This window comes from Sphingomonas lacusdianchii, from assembly GCF_022664395.1.
In the GTDB taxonomy this organism is placed as follows: domain Bacteria; phylum Pseudomonadota; class Alphaproteobacteria; order Sphingomonadales; family Sphingomonadaceae; genus Sphingomonas; species Sphingomonas lacusdianchii.
Window position 1 is genome coordinate 85,817 of record NZ_JAKRET010000002.1, and the last position, 19,080, is coordinate 104,896.

Below are 19,080 nucleotides of genomic sequence, written 5' to 3' on the forward strand. Positions count from 1 at the left end.
CCTTTCCGCACAGCCGGGGCAAGCCTTTCGTGACGACATGGTCGTGGAATGCCGCGTGTCGTATTCGGCGCGCGCGGCAATGCCGGTCAAAGACCGCCGGAGACAACCGGCCGGCCGGAAACAGATACGTTTAGGAACCAAGATTTATATGGCCAGCATGGCAAATCCCACCCGTGACGATTTCGCGTCGATGCTCGACGACATGTTCGGTGCTTCGGAAAGCTTCGAGGGCCGCGTGGTCATCGGCACCGTCACCGGCATCGAGAACGACCTCGCCGTCATCGACGTCGGCCTGAAGTCGGAGGGCCGCGTGCCGCTGCGCGAATTCGCGGCGCCGGGCCAGAAGGCGGACCTGAAGGTCGGCGACGAAGTCGAAGTCTATGTCGACCGCGTCGAGAATGCGAACGGCGAAGCGATGCTGAGCCGCGACCGCGCCCGTCGCGAAGCCGCGTGGGACAAGCTGGAAACCGAATTCGCCAAGACCGCGCGCGTCGAAGGCGTCATCTTCGGCCGGGTCAAGGGCGGCTTCACCGTCGACCTGTCGGGCGCCGTGGCGTTCCTGCCGGGTTCGCAGGTCGATATCCGTCCGGTGCGTGACGTCACCCCGCTGATGGACATTCCGCAGCCGTTCCAGATCCTGAAGATGGACCGCAAGCGCGGCAACATCGTCGTGTCGCGTCGCGCGGTGCTGGAAGAAACCCGCGCCGAGCAGCGTTCGGGCCTGATCCAGTCGCTGGCCGAAGGTCAGGTCATCGACGGCGTCGTCAAGAACATCACCGACTACGGTGCGTTCGTTGACCTAGGCGGCATCGACGGCCTGCTGCACGTCACCGACCTGTCGTACAAGCGCGTCGGCCACCCGTCGGAAGTGCTGAACATCGGCGACACCGTCCGCGTCCAGATCATCCGCATAAACCGCGACACGCAGCGCATCTCGCTCGGCATGAAGCAGCTTGAGAGCGATCCGTGGGATGGCGCCGGTGCCAAGTATCCGGTCGGCGCGAAGCTGTCGGGCCGTGTCACGAACATCACCGAATATGGTGCGTTCGTCGAACTGGAGCCGGGCATCGAAGGTCTGGTCCACGTTTCGGAAATGAGCTGGACCAAGAAGAACGTCCATCCGGGCAAGATCGTCTCGACCAGCCAGGAAGTCGACGTGATCGTCCTCGAGGTCGATCAGGACAAGCGCCGCATCTCGCTGGGCCTCAAGCAGGCACAGGCCAATCCGTGGGAGAAGTTCGCGGAAGATCATCCCGTCGGTTCGACCGTCGAGGGCGAAGTCAAGAACGCGACCGAATTCGGCCTGTTCATCGGCCTCGACGGCGACGTCGACGGCATGGTCCACATGTCGGACATCGCCTGGGGCATTTCGGGCGAGGACGCGCTCAACCTGCACCGCAAGGGCGAGACGGTTCAGGCCGTCGTGCTGGCGATCGAGCCGGACAAGGAGCGTATCTCGCTCGGCATGAAGCAGCTCGAGCGTGGCGGCCCGGTCGCGGCGCAGGCGGGTGATCGCCTGAACAAGAACGCGATCGTGACCGTGACCGTTCTCGAAGTCCGCGATGCGGGCCTCGAAGTGCAGCAGGGCGACGATGGCGCGACCGGCTTCATCAAGCGCACCGATCTCGGCCGCGACCGCGACGAACAGCGTCCGGAGCGTTTCCAGGTCGGCCAGAAGTTCGACGCGATGGTCACCGGTTTCGATCGTTCGAAGAAGCCGACCTTCTCGATCAAGGCGATGCAGATCGCCGAAGAGAAGCAGGCCGTTGCGCAGTACGGTTCGTCGGATTCGGGTGCGTCGCTCGGCGACATCCTTGGCGAAGCGCTGAAGGCTCGCGGCGAGCAGAAGTAAGCTTCTTCTTCCGGTACCGGACGATCGACGGGGTGCTCCATAGCGGAGCGCCCCGTTTTTCGTTCATTCGAAAGGCGGATTGTCGTTTCAAATAAATTCAGGTTAGGCGTAAGCCGCCAGACCGGACCCGGTTTCGGCCTAGATGCCTGGAATGCCGAGGGAAAGATGATCCGATCCGAACTGGTTCAGAAGATTGCGCAGGAAAACCCCACGCTGCCGCTGCGCGATGTCGAACGGATCGTATCGACGTTCTTCGACACCATCACCGAACGCCTGCGCAATGGCGGCCGGGTTGAACTGCGCGGCTTCGGTGCCTTCTCGACCCGCGCCCGCGATGCACGCGTCGGGCGCAATCCGCGTACCGGCGAAGCGGTCGAGGTCGACGCCAAGCGCGTTCCTTATTTCAAGCCCGGCAAGGAAATGCGGGCGCGGCTGAACGTCTGATAGGACGTATCGCGGCGGGACGGGGGCAGGGCGTACCCAACGCTTCCGTCGGCTGCGATCCCGGCGCATAGCGGGGCGATCCTAGTCGAGGCCCGCCCTATGATCCGCCGCCGATTCCTGCCCATCGTCCTGCTGCTTGGCGCAGCGCCGCTGCCAGCGCAGCAGCGCGCCGCACCATTCGTCATCGAACAGACCGGGGAGAGTTATCCGACGGTCGACGCGGCGGTGAGCGCGGTGCGCGACGGGACGGCAACTATCCTGATCGCGCCCGGCACCTATCCCGACTGCACCGTCCAGAGCGGCGGTGACATCACCTTCCGGGCGCGGGTGCCCGGCACGGTGATCTTCGACGGCGGCGCATGCGAGGGCAAGGCGACCTTCGTGCTGCGCGGCCGGCGCTCGACGGTCGACGGCATTGTCTTTCGCGGCATCCGCGTTCCCGACGGCAACGGCGCAGGCATCCGTACCGAGATCGGCGATCTGACCGTCACCAACTCGACCTTCCTCGACAGTCAGGAAGGGATATTGGGCGGAAACCCCGATGGGCAGCAGCGCATCACCATCGACCGCTCGACCTTTGCCGGACTGGGCCAGTGCGAGACGACCGATTGTTCGCACGCGGTCTATCTCAGCAACAATGGCACGATCGTCATCAAACGCTCCCGCTTCGAACGCGGCACCGGTGGGCATTACGTCAAGATCCGCGCGCCGCGTATCGAGATCACCGATTCGAGCTTTGACGACAGTCGCGGCAACAAGACCAACTATATGATCGACCTGCCCGAAGGCGCGACCGGGCTGATCGCGCGCAACGTCTTCGTCCAGGGCAAGGCGAAGGAGAACTGGACGGGGTTCATCGTCGTCGGTGCGGAGAAGCGGACCTTCCGGGCCAGCGGCCTGCGCGTCGAGGACAATGACGCGCGCCTCGCACCGGGTGTGACGAAGAGCCCCGCGTTCGTGGCCGACTATACCGGCGACGGCGTCGCGGTCGGCGCGAACCGGTTGGGGCCGGGAATTCGGACGTTCGAGAAGCGGTGATCCTTTGCTAAAACCGTTCGTTTTCAGCTGGATGGCGAATGGAGATGGACATGCGCAAATATGCTTATGGCTGGATCACCGTTGCGTTCTTCCTGGTATCGATCATCGGGCACTGGGTGTTCGGTTGGTACGCCTTTGTCGATGCCGCCCGTGACCATGGGCAATCGCCCGACCTGAATGCCTATCTCGTCGAAATGGGACGCGATACGTTCGAGAACTGGCAGTCCGAATTTCTGCAATTGCTATGGCAGGTCGTGGGGCTTGCCTATTTCCTCTACGCCGGGTCGCCGGCGTCGAAGGAAAATGATGATCGGATGGAAGCGAAGGTGGACCTGCTCCTCAAGCTGTCCGGCACCGATCAGGCGACGATCGACGAACTCGATCGCCGTTACTTGCGGGTTGATGGCCATGCGAAGCCGCATGGCCATCACGTCTGATCCCGGCGGTGCCTATCGGCACGTCGTCCCATCACCCGGATCAAGGTCGAGGCAGCGGCCGTCGATCTCGTTCCTCGGTACCGGGAGGCGGATGGTAGCGGCCAGCGTCGGCAGGATGTCGACGGTCTCGACACCGAACGGCTCCTCGAACCCGCCCTCGCCCTTGCGCCAGAACAGGATCGGCACGCGGCGGTCATAGTCCCAGAAGCTGCCATGCGTCGCGACGGCGGTGCCGGCGACCGGATGGGGCACAGTCAGCACGCGCGGCTTCATCGCCACCAGCAGGTCGCCCGAGCGCGGCGGGTAGAAGGAAGCGCGCGCACGTTCGATCAGCGACCACGTCTCGGGCGGAGTGTTCGGTACGGTCGTCGCGAGTATCTGCGCGCGGGTGAACACCGCCTGCGTCTGCGGATGGGCGGCGAACATCGCGATCGCCTCGCGCTCGACCGCTGCCTTTTGTGCGGCGGTCAGCTTGATGTCGTACCACACATCGCCGTTGACGCCGCCGTACAGCACCGGGCCGGCGATCTTCAGTTTCTCGCCGATCGCCTTGCCGATGCGGTCGACCGTAAATTCGCCGTCGAGCCGGACCGCGTCGGGCACGGCATGGGCGGCCAGCCGCTCGCTGGCGTCGCTGCCGCCATGGTCGGCGGTCAGCACGACCTGATAATCGACGCCGGTCGCATCGAGCACGCGGAAGAATTCGCCCAGGCTCTGGTCGAGCGAGGTGAGTTGCAGGCACATCTCGCTACCCTCGGTGCCATAGCCATGACCGACATAGTCGGTGGCCGACGCGCCGATCGAGATGATGTCGGTTTGGGGTCCCTGACCCAGCTTCATGTCCTGGATCAGCCCGGCGGCGAGCGCGAGGACGGCGGCGTCATATTCGGGCGAGCGGCGGAAATTGGCGACGTCGCCCGCGGCGCGCTCGAACCGGCCGGTGCCGACCGTCTTGTCCCCGACCCGCACCGCACGCGCCAGCGGCTGGCAGAAGGTCGGCAGCGTCATCGCGGGCTGCGCGGTCGCGATGCGTTTGGCGACGGCGGCGTTGGCGCGGGCGACCACCGGCGGCATGGCGCGACCAGCATAGCTGACGAAGCCGTTCTTGCCGAACCACCACAGTTCGTCGACCTTGTGCCCGCCCATCATCACTGCCGCGCGGTCCTTGCCCGCGACCGAGACGACGCGGGTGCGCGGGTCGGCGGCCTTCATCCGCTCGCCCAGCGTCGGCACCATCAGATGGGCGTCGGACACGGTATAGTCGTCGAAGGTCGAGCCGGACACGCGCTCGTCCTCGGCGCAATAGACCTTGAAGCCGGGGCGGGTGTTGCTGCGCTGGTCGACCCAGTCGTTGGCGATGATGCCGGTGCGTGACGGGCGCGATCCGGTGAGGATCGTGGAATGGCCCGGGCAGGTCTCGGTCGCGGCATGGCTTTGGTAGCCGGCCGGGAACACCGCGCCCTGCATCAGCCGCGCGAATCCGCCGGTGAAGCGACCGCGATATTCGGCGAACAGATCGGCCGAGAATTGATCGACCGAGATTGCGACGATCAGCTTGGGCGGGGTCGCCGGATAGGTCGGCGGCACGGCATCGGCGGCGGGCGTCGGCGCCGCAGTCTGGGCGAAGGCGGGGGTGACGGTCGCCAGCAACAGCGCGGCAAGGGAAACGAGACGCATCGTGTACTCCGCGGACGGTGCATCCGTCCCGAAACTCCGCTACCCCGCGTCCATGACAGCGGCAAGAATAGTGTGGCGTCGAATCGCGTTGTTCTTCGTGCTGCTCGGCGCGGCGCTGCCGGCTGCGGCACAGACGCCCGGGCAGCGCCACGTACAGATGCGGATGATCGCCGAAAGCGATACGCCGGCAGCGGGGACGGCCATCGCGATCGCGCTGGTATCGGTGCCCGATGCCGGCTGGCACGGCTATTGGCGCAATCCCGGTGCGGTGGGGACTGAACCCCGGCTCGACTGGGCGCTGCCGGTCGGGGCGAGCGTCGGCGAACTACGCTATCCGGTGCCCGAACGGCTGACCGTCGCCGGGATCATGAACTATGTTTATGAACGACCATGGACGCTGCTGACCGAGTTGCGCGTCCCGGCGGGGCTGGCTCCGGGCACGAAGCTGCCGGTACGACTGGCGATCGACTATCTGGTCTGCACCCGCGAGATTTGCGTGCCGGAAAAGGCGACGCTGGCCACCGACCTGACGATAGGCGACGGCGCGATCGATCCGGCCCGGCGATCGCAGTTCGACGGCTGGCGCCGCGCGCTTCCCAAGCCGATCGGATCGCCGGCAATCTTTCAGCCGGGCGAGCAATTCCGGTTACGGGTACCGTTTCCGGCGGATGTTGCGATCGGCAACGCCTATTTCTTTCCGCTGACCGAGAACGCCGTCGATTATGACGCGCCCCAGACGATCCGGCGCGACGGCGACGCGATCGTGGTGGCGACGAAGGGCAGCGGCAGTCCGGCGGTTCTGGAGGGGGTGCTGGCAACCGGCGGCGGCGAAGGATTCGCGATCCGCGCCACACCAGGCACCGTCGCTCCGCCTGCCGAGCCTGCGCCGCTGCGTGCCGCGCTGATCGCTTTTGCCGGCGCGCTGCTGGGTGGGCTGCTGCTCAACATCATGCCCTGCGTGTTTCCGATCCTCAGCCTGAAGGCGTTGAGCCTCGCGCGATCAGGCGAGTCGGCCGCGCATGCCCGTGCCGAGGGCGTCGCCTATACCGCGGGCGCAGTGGCGATGTGCCTGTTGCTGGGCGGCGTGTTGCTCGTCATCCGTGCGGCGGGGGTGGCGGCAGGCTGGGCCTTCCAGTTGACCGATCCGCGCGTCGTGCTGCTGTTGCTGGTGCTGACGGGGGCGATCGCGCTGAACCTCGCCGGACTGTTCGAACTGCCGACGCCGCAGGTCGGCACGCGCGGCGGGCGGGGCGGGGCGTTCGCCACCGGCGCGCTGGCGGCGTTCGTCGCGACGCCCTGCACCGGGCCGTTCATGGGCGCGGCGCTGGGATCGGCACTGGTCCTGCCGCCCATCGCAGCGATGGCAGTGTTCGCCGGCCTCGGCTTCGGGCTGGCGCTGCCTTTCCTGCTGCTCGGCTTCGTGCCCGCGCTGCGCCGCCGGTTGCCGCGACCGGGCGCGTGGATGGACATGTTCCGCAAGATCCTGTCGGTGCCGATGTTCTTGACCGCACTTGCGCTGGCATGGATATTGGGGCGGCAGGCGGGGGTCGACGGCATGGCGCTGGGGCTCGCTGCACTGCTGCTCGCGGCGCTCGGCCTGTGGTGGACTGGGCGGCGGCAGCTGCGTGGACGCGATCGGCAATGGTGGCCGGGGCTCGCGGCTCTGGTGCTGGCGATCGGTACGACGGCGCTGGTCGAGCGTGCCGCGCCCGCGGGAGCCGCCCCGACCGGCATCGCCGGAGCCGAACCGTTCAGCGAGGCGCGGCTGGCGGCGCTGCGGGGGCAGGGTAAGCCGGTCTTCGCCTACTTCACCGCCGATTGGTGCTTGACCTGCAAGGTCAACGAACGTGCCGCGATCCAGACTCGGGCGGTGGCGGATGCGTTTGGCAGGGGGGGTGTCAGGGTACTGGTCGGCGATTGGACTGATGGCGACCCGGTGCTGGGCCGCTTCATCGAGGCGCACAACCGTGCCGGCGTACCGCTCTATCTTTATTATGCGCCCGGCAGTCGCGACGCACGGGTGCTGCCGCAAGTACTTACGCCGGCCACGCTGACCGATTTGGTTTCCTGACGTCCGAACCGGCTTGCCAGCGTCGTTTTCGCATCGCAGCATGCGGAGAAATAATCGGCTGGCGGCGTTGGAGGACGGATGGGGCAGGCGTTCGACGAAATCTGGGGACAGGGTGGGCCGGACAATCCGCGCGACGACCTTGCGGCACTGGCACGCTGGATGCGCGAGGTGCCGTCCCATGAGTTGAAACGGCGCCTGCAATCGGCGGAGGCGACGTTCCGCCAACTGGGCATCACCTTCGCCGTCTATGGCGATAGCGAGGCTGCGGAACGGATCATCCCGTTCGACATCGTACCGCGGGTGTTCAAGGCCGATGAATGGGCGCGCCTGTCGAAGGGGCTGGTCCAGCGGACGCAGGCGATCAACGCGTTCCTCGACGACATCTATGGCGAGCGCCGCATCCTGAAGGCCGGGGTGCTGCCGCCCGACCTGATCTTCGGCAACAGCCAGTTCCGCCCCGAGATCGCCGGCATTCGCCCGCCGCATGGCGTATGGGCGCATATCTGTGGCATCGATCTGGTGCGGACCGGCCCCGACGAATTTTTCGTGCTGGAGGATAATGCCCGCACCCCGTCGGGCGTGTCGTACATGCTGGAAAATCGCGAGGCGATGATCCGGCTGTGCCCCGAACTGTTCCGCAATTTCCGGGTGGCGGCGGTCGACAGCTATCCCGACCTGCTGCTGGAAACCATGCGATCGGTCGCGCCGCCGGGAGCGGGGGCGCATCCGAACTGCGTCGTGCTGACGCCCGGCCATTTCAATTCGGCCTATTACGAACACAGCTTCCTCGCCGATTCGATGGGGATCGAACTGGTCGAGCCGGCCGATCTGGTGGTCGACGGCGATGTCGTATGGATGCAGACGATCGCAGGACGGGTGCGGGTCGACGTCATCTATCGCCGGATCGACGACGATTACATCGATCCGGTCGTGTTCCGCCCCGATTCGCTGCTGGGTGTGCCCGGGCTGATCGCCGCCTATCGCGCGGGCAATGTCGCGCTGGTCAACGCGCCGGGCAACGGCATCGCCGATGACAAGGCGATCTACAGCTACATGCCCGAGATCGTGAAATTCTATTCGGAAAGCGAGCCGCTGCTCCCCAATGTCGAGACGTGGCGCTGTCGCGAGCCCGACGCGTTGAAATATGTCCTCGACCATCTGGACGAGGTGGTGGTGAAGCTGGTCGACGGATCGGGCGGCTATGGCATGCTGGTCGGGCCGACGGCGTCGAAGGCGGAGATCGAGAATTTTCGCCGCGCGCTGATCGCCGAGCCGCAGCGTTATATCGCGCAGCCGACGCTGGCGCTGTCGACGGTGCCGACGCTGACCGAGAAGGGGCTGAGTCCCCGCCATGTCGATTTCCGCCCGTTCGTGCTGACCGGCGCGAACAAGGTGCAGGTGGTGCCGGGCGGCCTGACCCGGGTCGCGCTGAAGGAAGGATCGCTGGTCGTCAATTCCAGCCAGGGCGGCGGAACGAAGGACAGTTTCGTGCTGATGGACGATCGGCCAGCCCAGACGCAGACGATGGGCGGCATGACTCAGTCGCAGGGAGGGCGCTGACATGGCGATGCTGTCGCGCACCGCCGCCTCGCTCTACTGGTTGGGCCGCTATGTCGAACGCGCCGATTTCCTCGCGCGACTGGTCGAGGCGACGGTGCGGCTCGATGCATTGTCGTCGCGACCGGCGGGCGATGCGGCATGGGCCAGCGCGCTGGCGGTCAGCTATACCGAGGACAGTTTCGCCGCGACCGGACAGGCGGTGGGGCAGGGATCGGTTGCGCGCTTCCTGACCTGCGACCGCAGCCATCCCGGATCGATCCTGTGGTGCCTTGACGCCGCGCGCAACAATGCGAAGGCGGTGCGCACGGCGCTGACCCGCGACGCATGGACCGCGATCAACCGGGCGTGGATCGTCTTCAACGCGCCGCGCGGCGAAGAGGGCGAGGATATTCTCAACCTCGTCGAAGCGATCAAGGCCGAGGCGCGCGGGTTCGAGGGCGCGGTGCAGCGCATGATGAAGAACGAGGCGACGTGGTTCGTGCAGCTTGGCGCCGCGATCGAGCGCGCCGACAACACCGCACGGCTGATCGACGTCAAATATCACCTGCTGCTGCCCGAAGGGGAGCGGATCGGCGGCGCGATCGACCGGGATCAATGGACCACCATCCTGCAGACCGTGTCGGCGGTCACCGCCTATCGCTGGTTATACAGCGACGGGCTGAAGCCGGCGAGCGTCATCGAATTGCTGCTGTCGCGCGGCGAAGTGCCGCGCAGTCTGGCGGCGTGCGTCGATGAAACGGTCGAGATGCTGAACATGCTAGGCAAGCGCACCGGGTTTCAGGGGGAGGCCGACCGTATGGCCCGCGCACGCCTCGCCCGGATGCAGAAGACCCGCGCGCACGAGGTGATCGTCAGCGGGCTGCACGAATATCTGACCGCCTTCATCCGGGAGAATGCGATGCTCGACGCCGCGATCGCCCGCCAGTTCCGCTTCATCTGATGCGGCTGTCGGTCCAACATGAGACGCGGTATCGCTTCACCGAACCGCAGGCGCGCATCGTCCAGCTGCTGCGCCTTTTTCCCGGCGACACCAGCCACCAAACGGTGGTCAACTGGCGGATCGACGTCGATTGCGACGCGCGGTTGCGCGAGAGCATCGACGGCTACGGCAATCTGACGCGGATGCTCTATGCCGAGGGGCCGGTCGAGACGCTGTGCCTGACCGTCACCGGCGAGGCGTTGCTGAGCGAGAGCGACGGCGCGATCGAGGCGACGGACGAGCCGTTTCCGCCGGAGCTGTTCCGGCGGGTGACGCCGCTGACGCGCGCCGACGATGCGATCGCCATGCTGGCGACGGGCAGCGATCTGGCGGCGATGACCGCGCTGGCGGCGGCGATCCATGGCCGCTGGTCACTCGACCGTCGGCCGACCCCGGCAATCCGCAGTGCGATCGAGGCGGCGGCCGACGATCGGGTGTCGCCGCGCGACATGGCGCAAATCTTCGTCGCGGCCGCGCGGGCGAAGGGCGTGCCGGCGCGCTATGTGTCGGGATACAGCCTGTCGGGCGACGATGAACGCCGCACGCTTGCGCCGCATGCATGGGCGGAGGCGCATGTCGCGGGTGGCTGGTTTGCCTTCGATCCCGCGGTTGGCGGGCGCTCGGGCCTCGACCATATCCGCGTCGCAGTGGCGCTCGACGCGGCCGGTGCCGCGCCGATCGCCGGCGTGCGCATGGGCGCAGGCGAAGAGGTGCTCGACGTCGATGTGCACGTCGAAGGGAGCGAGCAGGCGTAACCTAAATCCTCCCCGGCACGGGGAGGGGGACCGCTCGCGCCAGCGAGGGGAGGAGGGGGATCGCCGCGAACGTACCGCCTGTGGAAGCCCCCCTCCACTAGCTTCGCTGGTCCCCCTCCCCGTGCCGGGGAGGAGCCTGGAGGCTACGCTTCGAAGCCCTTGTAGTTCTTCAGTTCGTCGCCGACGATCTGCACCACGTGCAGCACGTTGGTCGATCCCGGCGTCCCGAACGGCACGCCCGCGCAGACCACGACCCGGTCGCCGGCCTTGGCGATATTGTGGCGCAGGATCATGCGCTTCGCCTTGGCGACCATCTCTTCGAACGAAGCGACGTCACGCGTGTGGACCGCGTGGACGCCCCATAGCAGCCCCAGCCGCCGTGCGGTGTCGATTTGCGGAGTCAGCACCATGATCGGCACCGGCGGACGTTCGCGCGCGATGCGGCGCGCGGTCGATCCCGACTTGGTGAAGCACAGGATCGCCTTCGCATCGACGGTCGCGGCGATGTTCTTCGCCGCTTCGGCCAGCGCGTCGGCGGTGGTGGGATCGGGACGGAGTACGGTGAAATGGACGCGGTCGCCATGCGCCGGGTCGCGTTCGACGGCGTGCGCGATGTCGTTCATCATCGTGACCGATTCGACCGGCCAACTGCCCGCCGCGCTCTCCGCCGACAGCATGATCGCATCGGCACCGTCATAGACGGCGGTCGCGACGTCCGACACCTCGGCGCGAGTCGGCGAGGGCGAGGTGATCATCGATTCGAGCATCTGCGTCGCGACGACGACCGGACGGCCCAGCCGGCGGGCGGTCTCGACGATGCGCTTCTGCAGCGGCGGCACCGATTGCGGCGGCAGTTCGACGCCCAGATCGCCACGCGCGACCATCACGCCGTCGCACTGCTCGACGATCTCTTCCAGCCGGGCGACCGCCGACGGCTTTTCGATCTTGGCCAGCAGCGCCGCCTTGCCCTCGATCAGCTTGCGTGCCTCCGCGAGATCCTCAGGGCGCTGCACGAACGACAGCGCGATCCAGTCGACGCCCTGTTCGACCGCGAAGTGCAGGTCGGAAATATCCTTCGGCGTCAGCGCAGCCATCGGCAACACGACGTCGGGGACGTTCAGCCCCTTCGAATTGGACAGCGCGCCGCCGACCACGACCTCGGTCACGATCTTTTCGTCGTCATGGTCGAGCACACGCAGCACCAGCTTGCCGTCGTCGAGCAGCAGGCGGGCGTCGCGGGCGATCGCGGCAAAGATTTCTTGGTGCGGCAGTTCGACCCGCGTCGCATCGCCCGGCTCGTTCGACCGGTCGAGCGTGAAGCGCTGCCCGGTCTCGAGCATCACCCGCCCCTCGGCGAAACGACCGACGCGCAGCTTCGGCCCCTGAAGATCGGCGAGGATCGTGGTCGGGCGGCCATATTGGCGCTCCAGTCCGCGAATCGCCTCGATCACCGCGACCTTCGACTGCTGGTCGCCATGGCTCATATTGACCCGGAACGCATCGGCGCCGGCCTCGAACAGCTTCGCGATCATCTCCGGCGTGTTGCTGGCGGGGCCAAGCGTGGCGAGAACGCGGACCTTGCGCGAACGGGGGCTGATGGCCTTGGTCATAATCACTCTCCGGGCGTTGCGCGCCTGCCTCTAGTGCTTATTCGTAAACGATCAACCTTGGAGGCCGATGTGATGGCAACAATCGATTCAATTTCCGAACAGGCACAGGCCGCCGCGTTCCGCCGGCTGGTCCGCCACCTGCAACATCGCACCGATGCGCAGAATGTCGATCTGATGGGGCTGGCGGGTTTCTGTCGCAACTGCCTCGGCGACTGGCTGGGCGAAGCGGCGGGTGTGTCGAAGGACGAAGGGCGCGAGGCGGTGTACGGCATGCCCTATGCGCAGTGGAAGGCGGAGCATCAGCAGCCGGCGACCCCCGAACAGATTGCGAGGATGGAGCAGAGCGTCGCGAGGAACCGCAGCGACGACGAGGCGCTGGACGAAGCGCTCGACGACAGTTTCCCTGCCAGCGACCCGCCGGCGATCACCGAACCGCGCTGATCGGTTGAGGCGGGCGCGCGGATCGGCTAGGCGCGCCCGTTCACCAATTTCGTCACATCCGAGGACTGCATGACCGACAATGTTTCGGCGGAACAACTCCGCCTGCTGATCGAGCGTATCGAACGGCTGGAAGAAGAGAAGAAGGGCATCAGCGACGATATCAAGGACGTCTATGCCGAAGCCAAGTCGACCGGATTCGACGTGAAGACGATGCGGACGATCATCCGTCTGCGCCGCATGGAAAAGCATCATCGCGACGAAGCCGACATGCTGCTCGAAACCTACAAGCAGGCACTCGGTATCTGACACTGGTCGAAGGGGGCAGGGACATGGCCAGCGTCTTCCATATCGCGACCCGACTGCTGAAGGGGCATGGCGATCCGCATGGCGAGGAGGAAGCTCATGTCCTGTCCGCGATCGAACGCGGCGCGCCGATCTCGCGCGACGCGGCCGACGAATCGGACGCGCGATCGACCTTTGGCGACCGGCTGGCGGACCGCGTCGCGGCTGTCGGCGGGTCGTGGGGGTTCATCATCGCCTTCACAGGCGTGCTGCTGGGCTGGATGCTGCTCAATTCCGACGTGCTGTCGCATTTCGGGCTGGCGTTCGATCCCTACCCCTACATCTTCCTGAACCTGATGCTGTCGACCTTGGCCGCGATCCAGGCGCCGGTCATCATGATGAGCCAGAACCGGCAATCGGAAAAGGACCGGCTGGCGGCGCGGCTCGACTATGAAACCAATTTGCGCGCGGAGATCGACATCCTCGCGCTGCACGCCAAGCTCGACAGCGATGTGATCGACCGGCTGGCGGCGCTGGAGGCGAAGATCGACGCGCTGGCGCAAAACGTCGCCCGGGCGTAGAGCGGGCGCAACCAATAAGAGGCACCGATGGCAGGCCATAGCAAATTCAAGAACATCATGCACCGCAAGGGTGCGCAGGATAAGAAGCGGTCGGGCATGTTTTCAAAGCTCAGCCGCGAAATCACCGTCGCGGCGAAGATGGGCCTGCCCGATCCCGACATGAACCCGCGCCTGCGCGCGGCGATCAACGCCGCCAAGGCGCAGTCGATGCCCAAGGACAATATCCAGCGCGCGGTCGACAAGGCGTCGAAGGGCGACATGGAGAATTACGAGGAAATCCGCTACGAGGGCTTCGGGCCGGCAGGGGTTTCGCTCATCATCGAGGCGCTGTCGGACAATCGCAACCGCACCGCGACCAACGTGCGCACCGCGGTGTCGAAGAATGGCGGCAATCTCGGCACCGCCGGATCGGTCAGCCATGGGTTCGACCGGGTCGGCCTCATCAACTATCCCGCCAAGGCCGGCGATGCCGAAAAGATATTCGAGGCGGCGCTGGAAGCCGGTGCCGAGGACGTGACGTCGAGCGAGGACGGCCACGAAATCTGGACCGCGCAGGGCGACCTGCACGAAGTCGCCAAGGCGCTGGAACCGGTGCTGGGCGAGGCGGAAGGCGCCAAGCTGGCATGGCGGCCGCAGACGATGGTGGCGGTCGGCGAGGACGATGCGGCGACGCTGTTCAAGCTGCTCGATGCGCTCGACGATGACGACGACGTCCAGACCGTGTGGGGCAATTACGAAGTGTCCGACGAGGTGATGGAGAAGCTGGGTTGATCGACCAGTTCCTCCCCGGCACGGGGAGGGGGACCGCCGCGCAGCGGTGGTGGAGGGGGATGTCCAAGCAGCGCATCGCCTGTGGAAGCCCCCCTCCACCAGCCTGCGGCTGGTCCCCCTCCCCGTGCCGGGGAGGATGGTTTTGCTGATCCTCGGCCTCGATCCCGGTCTGGGCACCACCGGCTGGGGCATCATCCGCGCCGACGGCAACCGCCTGAGCCACATCGCCAACGGCCAGATCCGCACCGATCCGTCGATGCAGCTCCCCCGCCGCCTCGCGCTGCTGTTCGGCGCGCTGGGCGAGGTGATCCGCACCGAACGCCCTGATGGCGCGGCGGTCGAGGAAGTGCTGGGCAACAGCAATGCGCAGTCGACGCTGAAGCTGGGGCAGGCGCGCGGCGTCGTGCTGCTGTCCGCGTCGACCGCCGGGCTCGCGATCGGCGAATATCATCCGAGCATCGTCAAGAAGGCGGTGGTCGGCACCGGCGGCGCGGACAAGAAGCAGATCCAGGCGATGGTCGGCCATTTGCTGCCCGGCGTGAAGCTGTCCGGTCCCGACGCGGCGGACGCGCTGGCGGTGGCGATCACCCATGCCCATCACCTCGCCAGCGCGCACGCGCGGGCGCGGCGGTCGACAGGGATTGGGGCGTGATCGTGATCGATCGTCGCCCCCTGCGTACCCCGGCGAAGGCCGGGGTCCAGTTGGGTCACGCACGCGATAGTATGAACGGCCCGCAACTGGACCCCGGCCTTCGCCGGGGTACGGCAGGTGCGGGCAACCGTCATTTCCAACAAGTGAGCATTGCATGATCGCCCATCTCAAAGGCACGCTGTCCGTCTCCGGCATCGACCATGCGGTCATCGACGTGAACGGCGTCGGCTATCTGGTCGGCGCATCGTCGCGGACGTTGCAGGCGCTGGGGCCGGTCGGCGGCAGCGTCACCATCCATACCGAGATGCTGGTGGCGGAGGATTTCATCCGGCTGGTCGGCTTCGCCACGGCGGACGAGCGCGACTGGTTCCGCCTGCTGACCGGCGTACAGGGCGTCGGTGCGCGGGTCGCGCTTGGCATATTGTCGACGCTGTCGCCTGAGGAAGTCCGCACCGCGATCGCGCGCGGCGACAAGGCCAGCATCGCCCGCGCCAACGGCGTTGGCCCCAAGCTCGCACAGCGCATCGCGATGGAATTGAAGGACAAGGTCGGCGGCATCGCCATCGGTCCGGGCGTGGTTGCCCCGGCGGCAGGCGGCGACGGGATCGAGGGCGATGCGGTGTCGGCGCTGCTCAACCTCGGCTTCCGGCCTGCCGAGGCGGCGACGGCGGTGGGCAAGGCGGCCGAGGAACTGGGGGCGGGAGCGAGCCTCGACGCCATGGTCAGGCTGGCGCTGCGCAAGGCATCGCGCACCTGAAATCCTCCCCGGTACGGGGAGGGGGACCGCCGCGTAGCGGTGGTGGAGGGGGATGTCCGCGCAACGCAACAGCGCCGTATGCGGATACCCCCCTCCACCAGCTTCGCTGGTCCCCCTCCCCGTGCCGGGGAGGACTTTGACCCGCTCAACGCGAACGTCTAGGGAACAGTCGTGACCGACGACCGTATCACCACCCCGATCCGCCGCCCCGATGACGTCGACGCCGCGCTGCGACCCAAGGCGCTGGACGAGTTCGTCGGGCAGCAGGCAGCGCGCGAGAATCTGCGCGTGTTCATCGATGCCGCGCGCGGGCGGGGCGATGTGCTCGACCATGTGCTGTTCTTCGGCCCGCCGGGTCTAGGCAAGACCACGCTGGCGCAGATCGTTGCACGCGAGATGGGCGTGGGGTTCCGCGCAACCTCCGGCCCGGTCATCGCCAAATCGGGCGATCTGGCGGCGCTGCTCACCAATCTCGAGGATGGCGACGTCCTGTTCATCGACGAAATCCACCGTCTGAACCCGGCGGTCGAGGAAGTGCTCTATCCGGCGATGGAGGACCGCGCGCTCGACCTGATGATCGGGGAGGGGCCGTCCGCGCGCAGCGTCCGCATCGACCTGCCGCGCTTCACACTGGTCGGCGCGACGACACGGCAGGGGCTGCTGACCACGCCGTTGCGCGACCGCTTCGGCATTCCGGTCCGCCTGCAATTCTACACCGTCGACGAACTGACCCGCGTCGTCACCCGCGCCGCCGGGCTGCTCGGCCTCGGCATTGCGAGGGACGGCGCGACCGAAGTCGCCCGGCGGGCACGCGGCACGCCGCGCATCGCCGGCCGCCTGCTGCGGCGCGTTCGCGACTTCGCCAATGTCGCCGGGGTCGAGGTCGTCGATGCGCGAACCGCCGACGCCGCGCTCAACCGGCTGGAGGTGGACGCCAAGGGGCTCGACGCGATGGACCGCCGCTATCTGACGATGATCGCCGACGTCTATCGCGGGGGGCCGGTCGGCGTCGAAACGCTGGCGGCGGGATTAAGCGAGCCGCGTGACACGATCGAGGAAGTGATCGAACCCTATCTGATCCAGATCGGCATGATCGCCCGCACCGCGCGGGGGCGCTGTCTGAACGCCGGCGGGTGGAAGCATCTCGGCTTCGAGCCGCCCGCCGGATCGCAGGACGGATTGTTCGACTAAGGAATGGCGATGAAGAAGACTTTGCTGACATCGGCCGCACTGGGGCTGATGACCGCGCCCGTTGCCGCTGCCCGAACGCCGCTGACGATCGGCGTGACGATGACCGGTGATGCCGCTGCGCAGGTCACGATCGAAGGCGCGCAGTTCGTGCTACCCGACGAACAGGAGCGGATGTCGACGGCGCTGAAGGCGTTGCCCGACAAGAATCGTCCGGTCACGATCGCCGTTCTCGGTCGGGTCGCCGCGCCGTATCGGGCGATCGGCGGAATCATCTACTTGGCCCAATCGGCCGGCTTCACCCAGATCAAGGTCCTGAACCAGCCGCCTGCCGATTGACGGTACACCGCGGTCCGTCACCCCTTTCCCCGTCCGGCGGCAATGGTTAAAGCGGACAAATGACCGACCCCGACCAGCCGGCCGGCGGCCGCTTTGTCGGCGGCACGCATCGTTTTCCCGTTCGCATCTATTTCGAGGACACCGACCTGTCGGGTGTCGTCTATCATGCGAATTACCTTCGCTATTTCGAACGGGCGCGCAGCGACATGCTGCGACTCGCCGGCATCGATCAGCGCGAGGCGCACGAAGCGGGCGAGGGCGCCTATGCGGTCCGGTCGATGCAGCTCGACTGGCGGGCGCCGGCACGACTGAACGACGCGCTGGTCGTGGTCAGCACCGTCGAACGCGTCCGCGCGGCGGCGGTCGATATTCATCAGACAGTCATCCGCGACACGCTCTTACTGGCATCGGCTCGGGTCGAGGTCGCGTTCGTGGCCCCGAACGGCCGTCCGCGTCGTCAGCCGGCCGCATGGGTCGACACCTTCCAGAGCCTGGTCGCAACCGAAAAAGAGGCATGATGGACGTACTCGTGAACACCGACGCCGCGACCATGTCGCCGGTCGCGCTCTTCCTCGCCGCCGACTGGGTGGTGAAGGCGGTGATGCTGGGGCTGCTGGCGGCAAGCATCTGGACCTGGGCGATCATCATTGGCTTCCTCGTCCGCGCGCGAAAGGTGCGCCGCGACATTGACCGGTTCGAAACCGACTTCGAACAGGCCGAGGATATCGATGCCTTTCACCGGTTGCAGGGGACGCGCGACACCGCGATCGCCCGCGTCTTTTCATCGGGGGTGCGCGAATGGCGGCGATCGACCGCGTCGAAGCAGATCGACCGCGACGGCACCCGCGAACGCCTTGCCACCGCGATGGCGTCGAGCGTCGCGGACGAGAGCGAGACGCTGGCCGACCGGCTGAACGTGCTGGCGACGGTCGGGTCGGTCGCGCCGTTCGTCGGGCTGTTCGGCACGGTGTGGGGCATCATGCGGTCGTTCACCGCGATCGCGTCCGAACAGAATACGTCGCTGGCCGTCGTCGCGCCGGGCATTGCCGAGGCGCTGTTCGCGACCGCGATCGGCCTGTTCGCCGCCATTCCCGCCGTCATCGCGTATAACCGCTTCAGCCACAGCGTGAACCGGATCGAGGCGCGGCTGAACCGCTTCGCCGACGCCTTCCACGCCACCCTGTCGCGCCAGCTTGAAGGCGTCTGAGCGATGGGCATCAACCTGCCGTCCGCCAAGGGGAAAGGGCGCCGCGCACCGATGGCGGAGATCAACGTCACGCCGCTGGTCGACGTGATGCTGGTGCTGCTCATCATCTTCATGGTCACCGCGCCGTTGATGACCGCCGGCGTGCCGGTGAACCTGCCCGATAGTCGCGCGAAGGCGGTCGAACAGACGCAGCAGCCGGTGACGCTGTCGATCGATGCCGATGGCCGGACCTATATCGACGATGCCGAGGTGTCGGCCGACAACCTTCCCGGCGAACTCGAAAAGATCGCGGCGGCGGGCGCCGGGGCGACCGAGCCGCGCCAGGTGATGCTGCGCGCCGACCGCACGCTCGATTACGGGCGGGTCAACGGCGTGTTGGGCGAACTGAACCGCGCGGGTCTGAACCGGGTGTCGCTCATCAGCGTGGCGCAATAACGCG

General features: G+C 66.7%; 21 protein-coding genes. 19 read left to right on the top strand and 2 right to left on the bottom strand.

Annotated features, from left to right (window positions below; genetic code table 11):
- Positions 1 to 148 precede the first annotated feature (148 nt).
- From rpsA to MF607_RS02995, 4 genes are all read left to right on the top strand, one after another.
- A complete protein-coding gene (rpsA, locus tag MF607_RS02980; protein WP_242115987.1) occupies positions 149 to 1,852 on the top strand; it encodes a 30S ribosomal protein S1 in 1,704 nt (567 codons plus the stop codon).
- 165 nt (positions 1,853 to 2,017) lie between these two features.
- Positions 2,018 to 2,296, top strand: coding sequence for an integration host factor subunit beta (locus MF607_RS02985; RefSeq protein WP_242115988.1), 279 nt, complete (start codon positions 2,018 to 2,020; stop codon positions 2,294 to 2,296).
- A 99-nt stretch (positions 2,297 to 2,395) separates the two neighbouring features.
- Positions 2,396 to 3,334: a right-handed parallel beta-helix repeat-containing protein gene (locus MF607_RS02990; RefSeq protein ID WP_242115989.1), complete on the top strand. Its 939-nt coding sequence runs from the start codon at positions 2,396 to 2,398 to the stop codon at positions 3,332 to 3,334.
- Positions 3,335 to 3,384: 50 nt separating this feature from the next.
- Positions 3,385 to 3,771 carry a DUF6766 family protein gene (locus MF607_RS02995; protein ID WP_242115990.1) on the top strand — a complete coding sequence of 129 codons (387 nt, stop codon included), beginning with the start codon at positions 3,385 to 3,387 and terminating at the stop codon, positions 3,769 to 3,771.
- A gap of 12 nt (positions 3,772 to 3,783) precedes the next feature.
- Here MF607_RS02995 and MF607_RS03000 read toward each other — a convergent pair whose 3' ends face one another.
- On the bottom strand, positions 3,784 to 5,448 hold the full coding sequence (locus tag MF607_RS03000) for an alkaline phosphatase family protein (RefSeq protein ID WP_242115991.1): 1,665 nt from the start codon (positions 5,446 to 5,448) through the stop codon (positions 3,784 to 3,786).
- A 52-nt stretch (positions 5,449 to 5,500) separates the two neighbouring features.
- Here MF607_RS03000 and MF607_RS03005 point away from each other — a divergent pair, with 52 nt between their 5' ends.
- The 4 genes from MF607_RS03005 to MF607_RS03020 all read left to right on the top strand — a co-directional run bounded on the left by MF607_RS03005 (position 5,501) and on the right by MF607_RS03020 (position 10,813).
- The gene (locus tag MF607_RS03005; protein ID WP_431311891.1) at positions 5,501 to 7,519 is read left to right on the top strand and encodes a protein-disulfide reductase DsbD family protein; all 2,019 of its coding nucleotides are present in this window, start codon (positions 5,501 to 5,503) and stop codon (positions 7,517 to 7,519) included.
- A gap of 78 nt (positions 7,520 to 7,597) precedes the next feature.
- A complete protein-coding gene (locus MF607_RS03010; RefSeq protein WP_242115992.1) occupies positions 7,598 to 9,079 on the top strand; it encodes a circularly permuted type 2 ATP-grasp protein in 1,482 nt (493 codons plus the stop codon).
- 7 nt (positions 9,080 to 9,086) lie between these two features.
- Entirely contained in the window at positions 9,087 to 10,019 is a 933-nt protein-coding gene (locus MF607_RS03015; protein ID WP_242116440.1) for an alpha-E domain-containing protein, read from the top strand.
- Positions 10,019 to 10,813 carry a transglutaminase family protein gene (locus MF607_RS03020; protein ID WP_242115993.1) on the top strand — a complete coding sequence of 265 codons (795 nt, stop codon included), beginning with the start codon at positions 10,019 to 10,021 and terminating at the stop codon, positions 10,811 to 10,813. The genes MF607_RS03015 and MF607_RS03020 overlap by 1 nt, the downstream gene beginning before the upstream one ends.
- A 143-nt stretch (positions 10,814 to 10,956) precedes the next feature.
- Here the strand turns inward: MF607_RS03020 and pyk are convergent, their stop codons facing one another.
- Complete coding sequence (pyk, locus tag MF607_RS03025; RefSeq protein WP_242115994.1) at positions 10,957 to 12,423, bottom strand: pyruvate kinase; 1,467 nt, start codon at positions 12,421 to 12,423, stop codon at positions 10,957 to 10,959.
- Between the two features lie 72 nt (positions 12,424 to 12,495).
- Here pyk and MF607_RS03030 point away from each other — a divergent pair, with 72 nt between their 5' ends.
- From MF607_RS03030 to tolR, 11 genes are all read left to right on the top strand, one after another.
- Positions 12,496 to 12,864, top strand: coding sequence for a DUF1244 domain-containing protein (locus tag MF607_RS03030; RefSeq protein WP_242115995.1), 369 nt, complete (start codon positions 12,496 to 12,498; stop codon positions 12,862 to 12,864).
- 69 nt (positions 12,865 to 12,933) lie between these two features.
- The gene (locus MF607_RS03035) at positions 12,934 to 13,170 is read left to right on the top strand and encodes a DUF2312 domain-containing protein (protein WP_110152188.1); all 237 of its coding nucleotides are present in this window, start codon (positions 12,934 to 12,936) and stop codon (positions 13,168 to 13,170) included.
- A 23-nt stretch (positions 13,171 to 13,193) separates the two neighbouring features.
- Entirely contained in the window at positions 13,194 to 13,727 is a 534-nt protein-coding gene (locus MF607_RS03040) for a DUF1003 domain-containing protein (RefSeq protein ID WP_242115996.1), read from the top strand.
- A 27-nt stretch (positions 13,728 to 13,754) separates the two neighbouring features.
- Entirely contained in the window at positions 13,755 to 14,498 is a 744-nt protein-coding gene (locus MF607_RS03045; RefSeq protein ID WP_242115997.1) for a YebC/PmpR family DNA-binding transcriptional regulator, read from the top strand.
- A gap of 136 nt (positions 14,499 to 14,634) precedes the next feature.
- Positions 14,635 to 15,150, top strand: a complete 516-nt coding sequence (gene ruvC, locus MF607_RS03050) for a crossover junction endodeoxyribonuclease RuvC (protein ID WP_431311892.1) — start codon at positions 14,635 to 14,637, stop codon at positions 15,148 to 15,150.
- A gap of 154 nt (positions 15,151 to 15,304) precedes the next feature.
- Positions 15,305 to 15,907: a Holliday junction branch migration protein RuvA gene (gene ruvA, locus MF607_RS03055; protein WP_242115998.1), complete on the top strand. Its 603-nt coding sequence runs from the start codon at positions 15,305 to 15,307 to the stop codon at positions 15,905 to 15,907.
- Between the two features lie 171 nt (positions 15,908 to 16,078).
- The gene (ruvB, locus tag MF607_RS03060; protein ID WP_242115999.1) at positions 16,079 to 17,098 is read left to right on the top strand and encodes a Holliday junction branch migration DNA helicase RuvB; all 1,020 of its coding nucleotides are present in this window, start codon (positions 16,079 to 16,081) and stop codon (positions 17,096 to 17,098) included.
- A 9-nt stretch (positions 17,099 to 17,107) separates the two neighbouring features.
- Positions 17,108 to 17,434: a hypothetical protein gene (locus MF607_RS03065; RefSeq protein ID WP_242116000.1), complete on the top strand. Its 327-nt coding sequence runs from the start codon at positions 17,108 to 17,110 to the stop codon at positions 17,432 to 17,434.
- 59 nt (positions 17,435 to 17,493) lie between these two features.
- The gene (gene ybgC, locus MF607_RS03070) at positions 17,494 to 17,952 is read left to right on the top strand and encodes a tol-pal system-associated acyl-CoA thioesterase (protein ID WP_242116001.1); all 459 of its coding nucleotides are present in this window, start codon (positions 17,494 to 17,496) and stop codon (positions 17,950 to 17,952) included.
- Positions 17,952 to 18,641 (top strand): protein TolQ, encoded by a 690-nt coding sequence (tolQ, locus tag MF607_RS03075; protein ID WP_431311895.1) that lies wholly within the window; start codon positions 17,952 to 17,954, stop codon positions 18,639 to 18,641. The genes ybgC and tolQ overlap by 1 nt, the downstream gene beginning before the upstream one ends.
- Positions 18,642 to 18,644: 3 nt before the next feature.
- Entirely contained in the window at positions 18,645 to 19,076 is a 432-nt protein-coding gene (tolR, locus tag MF607_RS03080) for a protein TolR (RefSeq protein WP_242116003.1), read from the top strand.
- The last annotated feature ends 4 nt before the right edge of the window (positions 19,077 to 19,080 follow it).